14 protein-coding genes are annotated in these 14,043 nt (G+C 67.7%); 5 read left to right on the top strand and 9 right to left on the bottom strand.

Annotated elements, in window-relative coordinates:
* The first annotated feature begins 27 nt into the window (after nucleotides 1-27).
* Entirely contained in the window at nucleotides 28-786 is a 759-nt protein-coding gene (locus ACWCO2_RS23845) for an SDR family NAD(P)-dependent oxidoreductase (protein WP_450129972.1), read from the top strand.
* Nucleotides 787-1,135: 349 nt separating this feature from the next.
* Here the strand turns inward: ACWCO2_RS23845 and ACWCO2_RS23840 are convergent, their stop codons facing one another.
* Nucleotides 1,136-2,767, bottom strand: a complete 1,632-nt coding sequence (locus ACWCO2_RS23840) for a TM0106 family RecB-like putative nuclease (protein WP_450129971.1) — start codon at nucleotides 2,765-2,767, stop codon at nucleotides 1,136-1,138.
* Nucleotides 2,768-3,145: 378 nt separating this feature from the next.
* On the opposite strand from ACWCO2_RS23840, the gene ACWCO2_RS23835 reads away from it, so the two are divergent.
* Nucleotides 3,146-3,697 (top strand): DUF6474 family protein, encoded by a 552-nt coding sequence (locus ACWCO2_RS23835; RefSeq protein ID WP_450129970.1) that lies wholly within the window; start codon nucleotides 3,146-3,148, stop codon nucleotides 3,695-3,697.
* 130 nt (nucleotides 3,698-3,827) lie between these two features.
* Here ACWCO2_RS23835 and ACWCO2_RS23830 read toward each other — a convergent pair whose 3' ends face one another.
* The 6 genes from ACWCO2_RS23830 to ACWCO2_RS23805 all read right to left on the bottom strand — a co-directional run bounded on the left by ACWCO2_RS23830 (nucleotide 3,828) and on the right by ACWCO2_RS23805 (nucleotide 10,993).
* Nucleotides 3,828-4,826 carry a glycine betaine ABC transporter substrate-binding protein gene (locus ACWCO2_RS23830; RefSeq protein WP_450129969.1) on the bottom strand — a complete coding sequence of 333 codons (999 nt, stop codon included), beginning with the start codon at nucleotides 4,824-4,826 and terminating at the stop codon, nucleotides 3,828-3,830.
* Nucleotides 4,823-5,590: an ABC transporter permease gene (locus ACWCO2_RS23825; RefSeq protein ID WP_450129968.1), complete on the bottom strand. Its 768-nt coding sequence runs from the start codon at nucleotides 5,588-5,590 to the stop codon at nucleotides 4,823-4,825. The genes ACWCO2_RS23830 and ACWCO2_RS23825 overlap by 4 nt, the downstream gene beginning before the upstream one ends.
* On the bottom strand, nucleotides 5,590-6,753 hold the full coding sequence (locus ACWCO2_RS23820; RefSeq protein WP_450130027.1) for an ABC transporter ATP-binding protein: 1,164 nt from the start codon (nucleotides 6,751-6,753) through the stop codon (nucleotides 5,590-5,592). Before ACWCO2_RS23820 ends, ACWCO2_RS23825 begins: the two co-directional genes overlap by 1 nt.
* A 7-nt stretch (nucleotides 6,754-6,760) precedes the next feature.
* Entirely contained in the window at nucleotides 6,761-7,408 is a 648-nt protein-coding gene (locus tag ACWCO2_RS23815; RefSeq protein ID WP_450129967.1) for an ABC transporter permease, read from the bottom strand.
* A 3-nt stretch (nucleotides 7,409-7,411) separates the two neighbouring features.
* On the bottom strand, nucleotides 7,412-9,049 hold the full coding sequence (locus tag ACWCO2_RS23810; RefSeq protein ID WP_450130026.1) for a BCCT family transporter: 1,638 nt from the start codon (nucleotides 9,047-9,049) through the stop codon (nucleotides 7,412-7,414).
* Between the two features lie 264 nt (nucleotides 9,050-9,313).
* Nucleotides 9,314-10,993, bottom strand: a complete 1,680-nt coding sequence (locus ACWCO2_RS23805) for a BCCT family transporter (RefSeq protein WP_450130025.1) — start codon at nucleotides 10,991-10,993, stop codon at nucleotides 9,314-9,316.
* 387 nt (nucleotides 10,994-11,380) lie between these two features.
* Here ACWCO2_RS23805 and ACWCO2_RS23800 point away from each other — a divergent pair, with 387 nt between their 5' ends.
* The 3 genes from ACWCO2_RS23800 (at nucleotide 11,381) to ACWCO2_RS23790 (ending at nucleotide 13,144) form a co-directional block, all read left to right on the top strand.
* Nucleotides 11,381-11,821 (top strand): hypothetical protein, encoded by a 441-nt coding sequence (locus tag ACWCO2_RS23800; protein ID WP_450129966.1) that lies wholly within the window; start codon nucleotides 11,381-11,383, stop codon nucleotides 11,819-11,821.
* A gap of 121 nt (nucleotides 11,822-11,942) precedes the next feature.
* Nucleotides 11,943-12,623, top strand: coding sequence for a YcnI family copper-binding membrane protein (locus tag ACWCO2_RS23795; RefSeq protein WP_450129965.1), 681 nt, complete (start codon nucleotides 11,943-11,945; stop codon nucleotides 12,621-12,623).
* On the top strand, nucleotides 12,620-13,144 hold the full coding sequence (locus ACWCO2_RS23790) for a copper resistance CopC family protein (RefSeq protein ID WP_450129964.1): 525 nt from the start codon (nucleotides 12,620-12,622) through the stop codon (nucleotides 13,142-13,144). Before ACWCO2_RS23795 ends, ACWCO2_RS23790 begins: the two co-directional genes overlap by 4 nt.
* Before the next feature lie 123 nt (nucleotides 13,145-13,267).
* Here the strand turns inward: ACWCO2_RS23790 and ACWCO2_RS23785 are convergent, their stop codons facing one another.
* Both ACWCO2_RS23785 and ACWCO2_RS23780 read right to left on the bottom strand, forming a co-directional pair.
* Nucleotides 13,268-13,459, bottom strand: coding sequence for a DUF397 domain-containing protein (locus tag ACWCO2_RS23785; protein WP_450129963.1), 192 nt, complete (start codon nucleotides 13,457-13,459; stop codon nucleotides 13,268-13,270).
* A 2-nt stretch (nucleotides 13,460-13,461) separates the two neighbouring features.
* On the bottom strand, nucleotides 13,462-13,893 hold the full coding sequence (locus ACWCO2_RS23780) for a DUF5753 domain-containing protein (protein ID WP_450129962.1): 432 nt from the start codon (nucleotides 13,891-13,893) through the stop codon (nucleotides 13,462-13,464).
* Nucleotides 13,894-14,043 lie beyond the last annotated feature (150 nt).

The raw sequence follows: 14,043 nt of genomic DNA, 5'->3' as shown, positions 1-14,043 counted from the left end.
CACCATCGGACGCAAAGGAACGAGCAGATGCAGATCACCGACACCGCGGCGATCGTCACCGGCGGGGCTTCCGGCCTTGGCGCGGCCACCGCAAGAGCACTCGCCGGGCGTGGCGCTCAGGTGTTCGCGGTGGACCTGCCGGATGCTGTGAGCAAGGCGCCGGTGGTCGACGGCGTCACCTACGCGGCGGCCGACGTCACCGACGCTGAGCAGGTGCAGACCGCGGTGCAGCAGGCCGCGGGCGCCGGAAATCCGCTGAGGATCGTGGTGAACTGCGCGGGCATCGGCCCGTCGGCGCGCATCGTCGGCCGCAAGGGCGCGCACGACCTCGACCTGTTCCGCAAGGTCATCGAGATCAACCTGGTCGGCACCTTCAACGTGCTGCGCCTGGCCGCGGAGGCGATCCGCGAGACCGAGGCCGACCAGCAGGGCCAGCGTGGCGTCGTGATCAACACGGCCTCCGTCGCGGCCTTCGACGGGCAGATCGGCCAGGCGGCCTACGCTGCGTCCAAGGGCGGCGTGGCGAGCCTGACGCTGCCGGCGGCCCGCGACCTGTCCTCGGCCGGGATCCGGGTCATGACCATCGCCCCGGGCATCATCGACACCCCGATGCTGGCGACCGTGAGCGAGGAGTACCGCCAGGGCCTGGCCGACGGCGTCCCGTTCCCGAAGCGCCTGGGCGCCCCCGAGGACTACGCCCAGCTCGCGGTGAACATCATCGAGCACGACTACCTCAACGGCGAAGTCATCCGCATGGACGGCGCCCTCCGCATGGCCCCTCGCTGAGCTCCGTCCCGTGAGCGCTTTCCGTTGCCATAGCGCCAGAAAGTGCTCACGGGCCAGCGAGTGACATCCGTTCGAGCGGTGGCGGTGCGCGGTTCGGCGCAAGATGGGCTCCGCGCGATCAAACCGCAAAGGAGCAAGGAGAACTACTGCACCCGCGCCGGTGAGCTGGGCATCCGGCCGCCGGGGCTCGGCGCACCAGGCGCGATGGCCGCGCCGTCATCGTGCCGTAGGGATCCGGCAGGACCTCAGTCCCTGTTCTTCGATCTTTTGTCTTTGATGCGCCGCAGGCGCGTAGCCCACCCCCTCAACTCGCACCGCTACGCAAGGCGAGTTCAGGAATGAGCTGTGCTCAAAGATCTTCGGCGTAGGGGATTTCTCCGACTTCGTCGGAGGTCATCCAGCGGCGGATGATCCAGGTGGCCCGGACGTCGTCCTCGTTGTAGTGGAGGATCCGGTCGCGCTGGGTGAGGTCCGGGACTCCGCCGCCGAAGCCGACCGCGTCGCGGTACCAGCGCATCGAGTTCTCGCCGCTGGCTTCGGCGTCGCGCCAGGTGAACCCGGCGCTGGGCGCGATCACCTTGAGCCCCTTGCCGTTCGGGCACAGGAACTGCTCGCGCACCGAGGCGAACAGGTCGACCCACTCCGACGAGCGGATGAACTTGCGGACCTCGGCCACCGACGGCACTCCGGGCTTGCCCGCGAAGCGCTCGGCGGAGGCCAGCATCCAGCGGTTCTCCGCCAGCTCGTTGTAGCAGTAGGCGCGGAAGGTCAGGCCGTTCTCACGAGCCGTGCGGCGCACCGAGCAGAACCAGGTCCAGAACTCCGCGAAGGAGCGGCCTTCGTCGTCGGACGGCAGCGGTTCCCAGCTGACGAACGCCCGGTAGCCCTGTTCCTGGCCGATGTCCGCGCCGGACAGCCAGCAGCCCCACAGGTAGGCACCGGAGTCGCCGTAGCTCTCCATGTCCACATCGACTTCGACGTCCGCCCGCGGCACCGACAGGTCGCGAACCCGCCGCACCAGCGGCAAATTCTGCAGCCACGCCTTGGCGAGCAGGATCGCGTCGGTGTTGCGGACGCTGGTCAGCGGTAGCTCGTCGGCCTGCTCCAGCGGCGTCGCCGCAAGTTCATCCACAGTGGACACGCCGATGTCGCGCAGCGCCACGGCGTCCTCACCACGCACCACCAAGCTGACGTCGCGCTGGTCGTGCAGCTGCTGCTCGCAGACCGGCCACCACGGGCAGCCCTTGCACTCGTTGATCCGGGAGGGCTGCGCGAGCGGCTCGGCGCCTTCGGCGGCCGCGGTGGCCACCGCCAGGCGGTCGGCGAAGCGGAGCTCGTACTCGGCCAGCGCGGTGCGGCCCTCCGGCCAGTTCGGCGCCGACAGGTCGTGCCAGACGACGACGTCGGCTTCCACACCGATCACGCCGCCCTGCGCTGCGTCCGCGCCCATCCCGCAGGCCTGCAGCATCCGGACCGCGTGCGCCAGCCGGAGCTGGTCGCGCGGCTGCGGGCGCACCTTGCGGGTCTCGTCGATCGAAGACGCTTCCGGAACCGGGCGCTCCACCGGCGACACGCGCGCCCCACGTCCCGGGTCGGTGATCTTGTGCCGGACCACCAGCACCGGCAGGTACCCGTCGCCGCTGCGCACCAGCAGGTCGACCGAGCCGCGGCGTCCGCCCTCCTTGTCGAATGGCAGCTGAGCTGCGGAGATGTAGCGGGTCCCGGCGCGCATCGCGGCCAGCGTGAGCTCCGCGCGATCGGCCACCGCGCCGCGCGGGATCTCGGTCCAGTCCTCGCCGTGCAACCGGCCGAGCAGCTTCGCGACAGCTCGGCGGTGCTCCGCGGCGTCGGCGATGCGCTGCTCGATGCCCAGGTCCAGCGGCGCTTGCGGCTGGTCGCGCATCGACGGATCGTTCTCCAGGTGCACGCGCCGACGACAGCGCGTCACCACGCCCGCCTCGAGCAGCACCTCATCCTTCACGGGTGAAGCGTATGCCGTCGCCATGACAGGTGCGCCCATCACCCCGCCTACACGACCGAGCCGCCCGTGCACTCCACGCACGATTCGCCGCGCACAGCATCACCCGAGCTGGGTAGACGCCCCGTCACGAGATCTGACAGATCGTGAGTCCTTATTCCTGAAAAGCCGGAGGCGTTTCAGCCCACCCCCGCGGGTTCTCAGACGTCGCCTGGCGAGGACGGCCCAGCCGCTGTGCATTGGCCATGCATAAGGGTGGGCACCCGCAGTCCAGGCGGCGTCTGAGGTTCCGCCACCCGCACCGTCAAGCAGGGCAAGTTCGGAGACAGGCCCTTAAAGTGAGCGCAGCGCGTGAACAGGGAGGTTCCGGTGAGGAAACGCATGAACCGGCGCACGGCCGCGAAGCGGGTTCCGACCGAAGCCCGCCGGGTGGCCAAGGCGGCGAAGAAGGCGGACAAGAAGGCCGCCAAGGCGATCAAGCGCGGTGAGCACGGGCGCATCACGCCCGGCAACGCCAAGAAGGCGATCGGCGTGGCCAAAGTGGTCGGCCCGGTGCTGATCCCGTTCGCGATCCGCGCGGTCTCGGCCGTCCGCGAGCGCCTCGACCGCGCGCGGGCGCGACGCCTGGGCGTCCCGGTCGACGACCTCGGCGCCTACACCGGCCACGGCGCGGCGCTGCACGCGCGCATCGCGGGCGATTCCGACGCGCTGCGCGCACTGCGCGAGCAGGCGGGCGACGAAGAGGCGCGGCTGGCCGCGGAGCAGTACGCGGAGCGGACGGGCGCGCGGCTGACGCAGCTGACGACCGCGGTCCGGGCTGCGGAGCGGATGCCGACGCAGCGGCGGAGGTCCGCGCACCGCGCGGTGGACGCGGAGCTCGGCCAGATCGAGGACGACCTCCTCACCCACTTCGGCGTCCCCACCCGACGCTGACCGGCCCAGAACGCACCGAGAGGGGCACCCGCGCAAGCAGGTGCCCCTCCCGTGTTCCACAGTTTCAATTGAAACTGTGATTCCTCGTGCCTGGAATTTACAGTTTCAATTGAAACTGTGGTCCCACTGGTCAGCGGCCGGGGATCTTGACGAAGCCCTTCTCGGCCATCCAGTCGCGGGCGACGTCGGCCGGGTCGCGGCCGTCCACGTCGACCTGGGCGTTCATCTTGACCAGTTCCTCGTTTGTCAGCGCCTTCGACACCGGCTCGAAGACCGAGGTGATCTGCGGGTACCGCTTGAGCAGCTCGTCGCGGGTCGTGATGCCGATGTTGTAGCGCGGGAAGAACAACTTGTCGTCGTCCAGCACCTTCAGGTCCAGCGCCTTGATGCGGCCGTCGGTGGTGAACACCTCGCCGAAGGTGCAGGTCCCGTTCGCCGTCGCCTGGTAGATGCTGCCCTCGGTCAGGGTCTTCATCTTCGACTTGTCCGCGGTGAAGCCGTACGTCTCCTCCACGCCGGGCATGCCGTCGTTTCGGTTGGCGAACTCGGTGTCCACGCAGAACGTGGCGTCTTCCGGGTGCTCGGCGACGATCCGCGGGATGTCCGACAGCTTCTCCACGCCCAGGCGCTTGGCCGCGTCCTGGTTGACCGCGAACGCGTAGGTGTTGTCCACCTGGTAGTCGATCGCGGTCCAGGCGACGCCGTTGCGCTCCAGATCCTGCTGCTTGACCGCCTCGAACTGGGCGCGAGCGTCCGGGATCGGATCGTTGTTGCCGTTGTAGCTGATCCAGGACGTGCCGGTGTAGTCCCACAGGACGTCGATCTGACCGCTCTGCAGCGCGCGGCGGGCCGTGGACGACCCGACGATGCTGGTCAGGTCCCGCACGTTCGCCCCGGCCGCGGACAGCGTGAACTCGGCGATGTAGCCGAGCACGAGCTGCTCGGTGAAGTTCTTCGAGCCCACCGTGATGGTGACGCCTTCCAACTCCGGGACCGGCTTGATCGAGCCGGGTTCCACCGCCAGCGGCACCGAACTACCGGAGCTGAGCCCGCAACCGGACAGCAGCACGCCGGTCATCGCCAGCGAGGCCAGTTTCAGCGCGCCGCGGCGCGACGTCTTCAGCTTCATCGCAACCCCTTCGGCGACAGGTACGTCTCGGCCAGCGCGCCCAGCCAGTCGACCAGCAGTGCCAGCGCCATGGCCAGCACGGAGCCGACGATCATGACCGTCCAGTCGTTGAGCTTGTAACCGGTGTCGATCATCTCGCCGAGACCACCGGCGCCGACGAACAGCGCCAGGGTCGCGGTGCCCACGGCCAGCACCAGCGCGGTCCGCAGACCGGCCAGGATGTAGGGCACCGCCAGCGGCAGTTCGATGCGCAGCAGCACCCCGGTACCGGACATGCCGATGCCGCGACCTGCGTCGATCAGCGACCGGTCCACCTGCTGCAGTCCGACGATCGTGTTGCGCAGCACCGGCAGCAGCGCGTAGAAGGCGATCGGCAGCACCGCGATCCAGAATCCGGTCGAACCACCGGTGAACAGGAAGAACAGCACCAGCAGACCGACCGCGGGCGCGGCCTGGCCGATGTTGGCGATGCCGATCACCAGCGGCGCCGCCTTGCGCGCCCACGGACGGCTGAGCAGCACGCCCAGCGGCACCGCCACCGCGATCACGATCAGCGCCACCGCGAAGCTCATCAAGAAGTGCTCCCAGGTCAGGCCGAGGATGTACGGCGCGTTGATGCTGCGCTCGGTCACCTCGTCGTTGTCCTGGCTGAACGCCCAACCCAGCACCGCGGCGACCAGCACCACCACCGCGACCGGCTGCGTCAGCAGGCGCATCCGCTCCGCGGTGCGGGATCCGGAGTCCGAAGCGAACTGGCTGCTCATCACTCGTCCTCGGCCGAATCGTCGGCGTGCTCTTCGCGCAGCGCCTTGATGGTGTTCATCACCGTGTCGATGTCGACCACGCCGACGTACTCGCCGCGCGAGCCGATGACGACCGCGACGCCGTCGTCATCGGTGAGGATCGCTTCCAGCGCGTCCTGCAGCGTGGAGGCCAGCGACACGCTGTCCTCGACCGGCCGGCCGGCGCGCGCAAGCGACGACACCGCGCCGGCTTCGCGGGCCGACGCCCAGCGCAGCGGGCGGTTGCGCTTGTCCAGCACCAGGCCGATCGCGCCGCGGCGGGTGCCCAGCTTCTCCTTGAGCACCGACGGCGACTCGTCGACCTTCGCGGTCGGCACCTCGCCGACCTCGATCTCGCGGACTCGTCGCAGGGTCAGCTGCTTGAGCGCGGCACCGGCGCCGACGAACCCGGCGACCGTGTCGTCGGCCGGGTTGGCCAGGATCGCGTCGGGCGTGTCGTACTGCAGGATCGTGGAGCGCTCGCCCAGCACCGCGATCCGGTCGCCGAGCTTGACGGCCTCGTCGAAGTCGTGCGTGACGAACACGATCGTCTTGCCCAGGTCTGCCTGCAGGCGCATCAACTCGTCCTGCAGCACACCTCGGGTGATCGGGTCCACCGCTCCGAAGGGCTCGTCCATCAGCAGCACCGGCGGGTTGGCCGCCAGCGCCCGTGCCACGCCGACGCGCTGCTGCTGACCGCCGGAGAGCTGCCGCGGGTAGCGGTCGCGGTACTCACCCGGGTCCAGGTTGACCAGGTCGAGCATCTCGTCGATGCGCTCGCCGATCCGCTTCTTGTCCCAACCGACCAGGCCGGGCACCATGCCGACGTTCTCGCCGACGGTCATGTGCGGGAACAGGCCGGCCTGCTGGATCGAGTAGCCGATCTCGCGGCGCAGCTTGTCCGGGTCGAGGCCCAGCACGTCCTGCCCACCGATGGTGATCTTGCCCGAGGACGGCTCGATCAAGCGGTTGATCATCCGCATGGTGGTGGTCTTGCCGCTGCCGGACGGACCGACCAGCACCACCGTCTCACCGGCGGGGATGGTCATGGTCACCGATTCGACGGCGGGCAGCTTCTGGCCGGGGTAGCGCTTGGAGACCTCTTCCAGGCAGATCTCCACGCCGTGCCCGTGGGTCGGGGTCATGTTGTCGTCAGCCACGAATACCTCTCGAAGTCGTCAACCGCCCGATCAGCACGAAGACGGCGTCCATCAGCAGCGCCAGGATGACCACGCCAACGGTGCCGGCGACGGCCATGTTCAGGGCGTTCGCGCCGCCCAGCTGGCCGAGTCCGCTGAAGATCAGGTTGCCCAGGCCGGGGCCCTTCGCGTAGGCGGCGATGGCCGCGATGCCCATCAGCATCTGGGTGCTCACCCGCATGCCCGCCAAGATCGGCGGCCAGGCCAGCTGCAGCTCGACGCGGGTCAGCACGCCGAACCGGCTCATGCCGATACCGCGGGCCGCGTCCAAGATCGGTTGATCGACTGTAGACAGCCCGACGATGGTGTTGCGCACGATCGGCAGCAGCGCGTACAGCACCAGGGTCAGCACCGACGGCGCCACGCCCAGCCCCAGCACGGGGATGAGCAGGCCGAACAGCGCGAACGACGGGATGGTCAGGATGGCACTGGAAAGCGCGGTGGCGATCGCCGCCCCGGCGGGGCTGCGGTAGACCGCAACCCCGACCAGGACGCCGACGATCGTCGCCAGCACGATGCACTGCAGCACCATGCTGGCGTGCTGGAACGAATCGACCAGCAACGATTGCCACCTGGATGCGACGTAGTCCAGGAAGTTCACCGATTACTCTTTTCCGCTTGCCGAGGCCCCCACAGGTTCCTCCTCGGTCTCCACCACCGGGGTGGTGACCAGCTGGAATTCACCGTCGTGCTCCTCGGTGCCGGCGATCACGGCCTGCTCCAGCACCTCGGCGCCCTTGGCCTCGCGCAGCATCATCGGGTCACTGCGCAGGTCCTTGACCAGGGCCACGCACATCAGCAGCACCACGACCACGAACGGCGAGGCCGCGATGATCGTGGTGTTGTTCAAGCCGCTCAGGGCGTCCTCGCCACCGGTCAGCAGCATCACGATCGCGACGCCACCGATGACCAGACCCCAGAACACCACGACGAATTTGTTCGGCTGCGCGCTGCCGCGCTGCGACATCGAGCCGAGCACGACCGATGCCGAGTCGGCGCTGGTGACGAAGAAGTTGATGATCAGCAGCATCGCCAGCACGCTGGCCACCGCGGACAGCGGCAGGTTCCGGAAGACCTGGAACAGCTGGTCCTCCGCGCCGCCGGCCTCGGTCAGGTTGGCGCCGGAGCGCTCCTGGTACAACGCGGTGCCACCCAGGATGGCGAACCAGACGAGGCTGATCACGCTGGGGACCAGCAGCACGCCACCGACGAACTGGCGGATGGTGCGACCGCGGCTGATGCGCGCGATGAACATGCCGACGAACGGCGCCCAGGAGATCCACCACGCCCAGTAGAAGATCGTCCAGCTGGACAGCCAGGTGTGCATGTCCTCGCCGCCGATGGCGCCGGTGCGGGAGATCATCTGGCCGAAATCGGCGAGGTAGGAACCGACCGACAGCGGGATGACATCGAGGATGAACACCGTCGGTCCGACGAAGAACAAGAACAGCGCGAGCAGCAGCGCCAGGATCATGTTGCTGTTGGACAGCAGCTGGATGCCCTTGGACACACCCGAGACCGCCGAGATCACGAACGCCGCGATGAGCAGCGTGATGATCGCGACCAGCAGCGTGTTGCCGACCGAATCGACCCAGCCGACCTCCGTGAGACCGGCCCCGATCTGGGTCGCACCGATGCCCAGCGAGGCAGCGGTGCCGAACACGGTCGCGAACACCGCGAGCGCATCGATGATCCGGCCCGGGACGCTCTCGGACGCCCGCTTGCCGAAGAACGGCACGAACGCCGAGCTGATCAGCTGCTTGCGACCACGCCGGTAGCTGGCGTACGCGATGGCCAGACCGACCACCGAGTAGATCGCCCACGGGTGCAGGGTCCAGTGGAACAGCGACGTCGCCATCGCGACCCCGACCGCCTCGTCCGTACCTGCCTCCGCGCTGCCGGGCGGCGGGCTGGTGAAGTGGGTCAGCGGTTCGGAAACGCCGTAGAACATCAGGCCGATGCCCATCCCGGCGGCGAACATCATCGCGATCCACGACGTGGTCCGGAACTCCGGCTTCTCGTCGTCCTCACCCAGCGGGATGCGCCCGTAGCGGCTGAACGCCAGCCACAGGGCGAAGATCACGAACGCGGTGCCGGCGAGCACGAACACCCACCCGCCATCGCGCACCAGCACTTCCAGGGCAGCGCTGGCGAAGGATTGCAGCGACTCGGACCCGAGCACGCCCCACGCGATGAACGCGATGGCGGCCAGCGCCGAGATCCCGAAGACCCCCCAGTCCATCCGACCGGGCTGGTCGACGAGCTTGGTGCTCACCGCCACCTCGGCCGGCTTCTCATCCGACTTCTCATTCAATTCTGTCGACACAAAGTTCGGCGCCGAACCAACGACGCCCCCTCCTTTCAGCAGTCGGCCGCGATCGCCCGGCCCGGAATCAGGTGCGGTCGATCGCGCCCCTTGCATCAATGAACTCGGATGGAGAACCCACCCGATGTGGATGTGGGTGCGCCTGGCAGCCAGGCGCACCCACATCAGCCGGGTTGGGGACTACTTGTCCCCGGCCGGAGCCTGCTCGGTCTCGTCCTCGTCGACCGGCGTCGTGACCAGCTGGAACTCGCCGTCGTGCTCCTCGGAGCCGACGATCACGGCCTGCTCCAGCACCTCGGCGCCCTTGGCCTCGCGCAGGGTGATCGGGTCGCTGCGCAGGTCCTTCAAGAGCGCCACGCACATCAGCACCATGACCACGGCGAACGGCAGCGCGCCGAGGAAGGTCAGGTTCTGGATGCCGCCCAGGGCCTTCTCCGCGTCACCGCCGGAAGTGCCGATGACCAGCATGATCGCGGCCACCGCACCGGTCGCGGCACCCCAGAAGACGACCACCCAGCGGCTCGGCTCGATGGAACCGCGCTGCGACAGGGTGCCCATGACCACCGAGGCCGCGTCCGCACCGGAGACGAAGAAGATCGCCACCAGGATCATGACCAGCACCGAGGTGATCAGCGTCAGCGGCAGGTGCTCCAGGACCGCGAAGGTCTGGGACTCCGCGGTGCCGTCGCCGTAGACGTCGGCACCACCCTTCTGCAGGCCGATCGAGGCACCACCGAAGATCGCGAACCAGACGAGGCTCACCACGCTGGGGACCAGCAGCACGCCACCGACGAACTGGCGGATCGTGCGGCCGCGGCTGATGCGCGCGATGAACATGCCGACGAACGGCGTCCAGGAGATCCACCACGCCCAGTAGAAGATCGTCCAGCTGGCCAGCCAGGACTGCATGTCCGGACCGCCGGTCGCCCCGGCCCGCGAAGCCATCTCACCGAACTCGCTCAGGTAGGAGCCGAGCGCGGTGGGCAGCAGGTCCAGGATGAACACCGTCGGGCCGACCACGAAGATGAAGACCGCCAGCAGCGCGGCCAGCACCATGTTGATGTTGGACAGCCACTGGATGCCCTTGGCGACGCCGGACACCGCGGAGGCGATGAAGCAGATCGTCAGGACGACGATGATCAGCACCAGGACGATCGACGAGGTCTCGCCGATCCAGCCGGCGGCCTTCATGCCCGCGCTGATCTGCAGGGTGCCGATGCCCAGCGAAGCGGCCGAGCCGAACAGCGTCGCGAACAGCGCGAGGATGTCGATCAGCTTGCCGATCGGGCCCTCGGCGTTGCGCTTGCCGATCAGCGGGCGGAACACGTTGCTGATCAGCTGACTGCGACCGCGGCGGAAGCTGCTGTAAGCGATGGCCAGACCCGCGACCGCGTAGATCGCCCACGGGTGCAGGGTCCAGTGGAACAGCGAGGTCGCCAATGACGTGGTGATCGCTTCTTCGCTCCCACCCGGCACCGTGCCCGGCGGCGGGGAGACGAAGTGGGTCAGCGGCTCGCTGACGCCGAAGAACATCAGGCCGATGCCCATGCCGGCGCTGAACATCATGGCGATCCAGGAGACCGTGCGGAACTCCGGTTTCTCGCCGTCCTGTCCGAGTGGAATTCGGCCGTACTTGCTGAACGCGAGGAACAGGGCGAAAACGACGAAGCCCGTCGCCGCCAGGACGAATCCCCAGCCGGTGTTGACGAGCAACCAGTCCAGCGCTGCGCTGGACGCAGCGCTCAGCGAATCGGTCCCGAGACCGCCCCAGACCACGATCGCGAACATGATCGCGGCGGTGACGCCGAATACGACCCAGTCCGTCCGGGGCTTTCCGAGGAACTCAGTGTTGTCTGACAGTTCGGTTGTATGGTTTCCCCCGGGGGAGTCACCACTTCGTTCTGCTTCGGTCGACACAGGTTCCGGCGCCGACTTTCGGCGACGCCCCCTCCTCTCAGTCGTCAGTTACGACGTATTCGATCAAGGATCGACAATGCGGTCATCCGTGCTCCTAATGCCTGCAACCCGATAAACCGTGACCCAATCGGGTGAACAAGGCAAGCGTGGCCGCGGTCAGCGTGGCCGAACCGACACCTAGACTCGGGTGCTGTGGCAGCCGGTCTCGCACCTACGCAGGGCGCACTACGCGTCCTGCGCGGTGCTGCGTTGGCCACCACATCGGCGTCACTTTCCGTAGCCACTCACGTGGCCGCTGGCGGGTCATTACCCGATCTGGGCTCGACTCTCGTGATCACCGTCCTCCTGGCCAGCGCCGGTGTGGCACTCGCTGATCGCAAACGCGGGTCGTGGAGCATTCTAGGCGCACTCGGCGTCAGCCAGCTGTCTCTTCACGTGTTTCTCCAGCTCGTGGCGTCCCACCAGGACGCGCCGGGAGCCCTCGGCATGCCGATCTCGCCGGTGGCGATGGCCCTGGGCCACATTGGTGTCGTGCTGTTCACCGGACTATTGATGGCCAGGGCGGAGCGAGCACTCTTCGTAGTCGCCCGCCTGCTCCGATCGGTTCTGCTGCGGCGCCCGCGGCCACTACGGATCGTGACCGAACTGCGCACTGTGTGTATTCCCGCGGTCACGGTGCGTCAGCTGGCGCACCTGGTCCACCAGCGGATCCACGCCCTCCGCGGGCCCCCGAAATCTCCTGTTCAAGATCAGGCGAAATTCGCCACCTGATCGTTGTCGTTCTGTCATTTTTCGCCCGCCGAGACGACGGCCGAATTTCAGGAGATTTCAAGTAAACATGTCGACAAAACGATTTGCGGCCCGATCCGCAGCACTGACCGCTGCCTGCGCGATGACTGCGCTGCTGGGCGCCGCGCCCGCATTCGCCCACGTCAGCGCGCAACCGTCGGAAGCCGCCAAGGGCGGCCACGCGAAGATCGCTTTCCGGGTGCCCAACGAGCGGCCGAACGCCTCGACCGTGCAGATCAAGGTCACCTTCCCCGAGCAGTACCCGCTGAGCTCGGTGCGCACCAAGCCGAAGCCGGGCTGGACCGCGCAGGTCGAGAAGGCCCAGATCGCGCCGGTCGAGGTGGCCGGCGCTCAGGTCACCGAAGCCGTGCGCAGCATCACGTGGACCGCGCAGCCGGGCACCAAGATCGGGCCGGACGAGTTCGACGAGTTCGAGGCCACCCTCGGCACCCTTCCGGACAACACGGATGAACTGGTCATCCCGACGTTCCAGACCTACGACAACGGCGAGGTCGTGAGCTGGGACACCCCGACCCCGCCGAACGGCGAGGAACCCGAGCACCCGGCCCCGACGGTGAAGCTGGTCGAAGATGCCGAGGACGGCCACTCGCACGGCGGCACCGAGGAGAAGCCGGCGGCGGAGGCCGGTGCCAGTGCCGGTGACGACACGGCCCGCTGGCTCGGCGGCGCCGGACTGCTCGTCGGCGCGCTGGGCGTCGGCATCGGAGCCGGTGCCCTGGCCCGCAGCCGCAGCGCCGGATCGACCAAGAAGGACGAGTCGTGAAGCGATTGATCGCAGTCGCAGCGATGGCGATGGCCGCGCTGTTAGGCGGCGCGGGCACGGCGCTCGCGCACAACGTGCTGGTGGACAGTGATCCGAAGGAGGGCGCGCAGCTCGCGGTCGGGCCGCAAGAGGTGCGGTTGACCTTCGACCAGCCGGTCCGCTCCGGCGAGGGCTACAACACGGTCAACGTGGTCGGCCCCGACGGAACGTACTGGACCGACGGCCAGGTGAAGGTCGACGGCAACTCGGTGACCATCCCGGTCCGCGAACTGGGCCCGGCGGGCACCTACACCATCGGCTACCGAGTCCTGTCCAACGACGGCCACCCGGTCCCCGGCAAGGTCACCTTCAACCTGACCCAACCGGGCAAGGGCACGCCGGCCGAACCCCCGAAGCAGGCAGACCAGCAGGAGGCGGGTGAGTCCGGCGGCATGCCGGTCTGGCCCTGGATCGCAGGAGCGGTGATCGTGGTGGCCCTGGGCCTCGTCCTGGCCCTCCGCCTAGGAAAACCCAAAGCCTGATCCCCTGATCAGCAGATGAGTGAAGGGCACCTTCGACCTGTTCAACACCGTGGCGCGAAGCGCCTCCTTGAGGGGTGGCGGTCGGGCGACGGGTGGGACGGTCGGAGGTGCCCTTCACCGCATTCAACCGTCGAAGCGACCGGAGCGAACGGCCGCGAGGAAAGCTCGCCACTGCCGCTGCTCCACGGCTAACAGGCCGCCATCGCAGTCCTTCGTGTCTCGCACTCCGACCTCGTCGGAGCTAAGGCCGACCTCGACGCAATTGGTGTCCGGGCCGCTGTAGCTGGACTTTCGCCATGTCATCTCAGCGCTCATTGTCAGTCGTCCTCTCCGATCTCAGCTGCAAGCGATCTGATCAACTGCAATGACTCGACGCGAGTCAAGGCCAGTTCTTTGAGCTCCTCGGCAGCCTGTCGATAGTCCTCGACCAGCTTCTTGTCGTACAGGAAGACCGAAGACCGGTAGTGCTCCAGATGCACGATCGGAAGCGCCTTCGGGAAGCGAAGATGGACGAAAGGCCCGACCAGCGAGGCATTCCACCTGTAATCGCCGGTTGGCAGCACTTGAATGTCCACATTGGCCATTTCAGAAATCTCGTCGAGGTACTGAAGCTGGTCGCGCTGAACCTGCCGACCGCCGAATGGGCGGCGTAGAGCCTCTTCGCAGATCAGAGCATGGAGCCGAACAGGGTTGCGGCGCGTGAGAATCTCACGTCGCGCCAACCGGTTCCAACCGGGTTTCGCACTCACGACATCTGACCTGCATAAACGTGACTTCGACGGAGAGAAGAGGACAACGATGTTTTGGCTTCAGGTGACCACGCTCGTGCTCGTGAACGTGTTGATCGCGAGCTTGTTGTTCGTTCGGCCGGCGCGGGCGCAGCACGGTGGTGCTGGTGA

The organism is Saccharopolyspora sp. NPDC002376 (assembly GCF_053593195.1).
The sequence above is the reverse complement of the archived record's forward strand: the minus strand, read 5'-3'. Positions and strand labels throughout refer to the sequence as shown.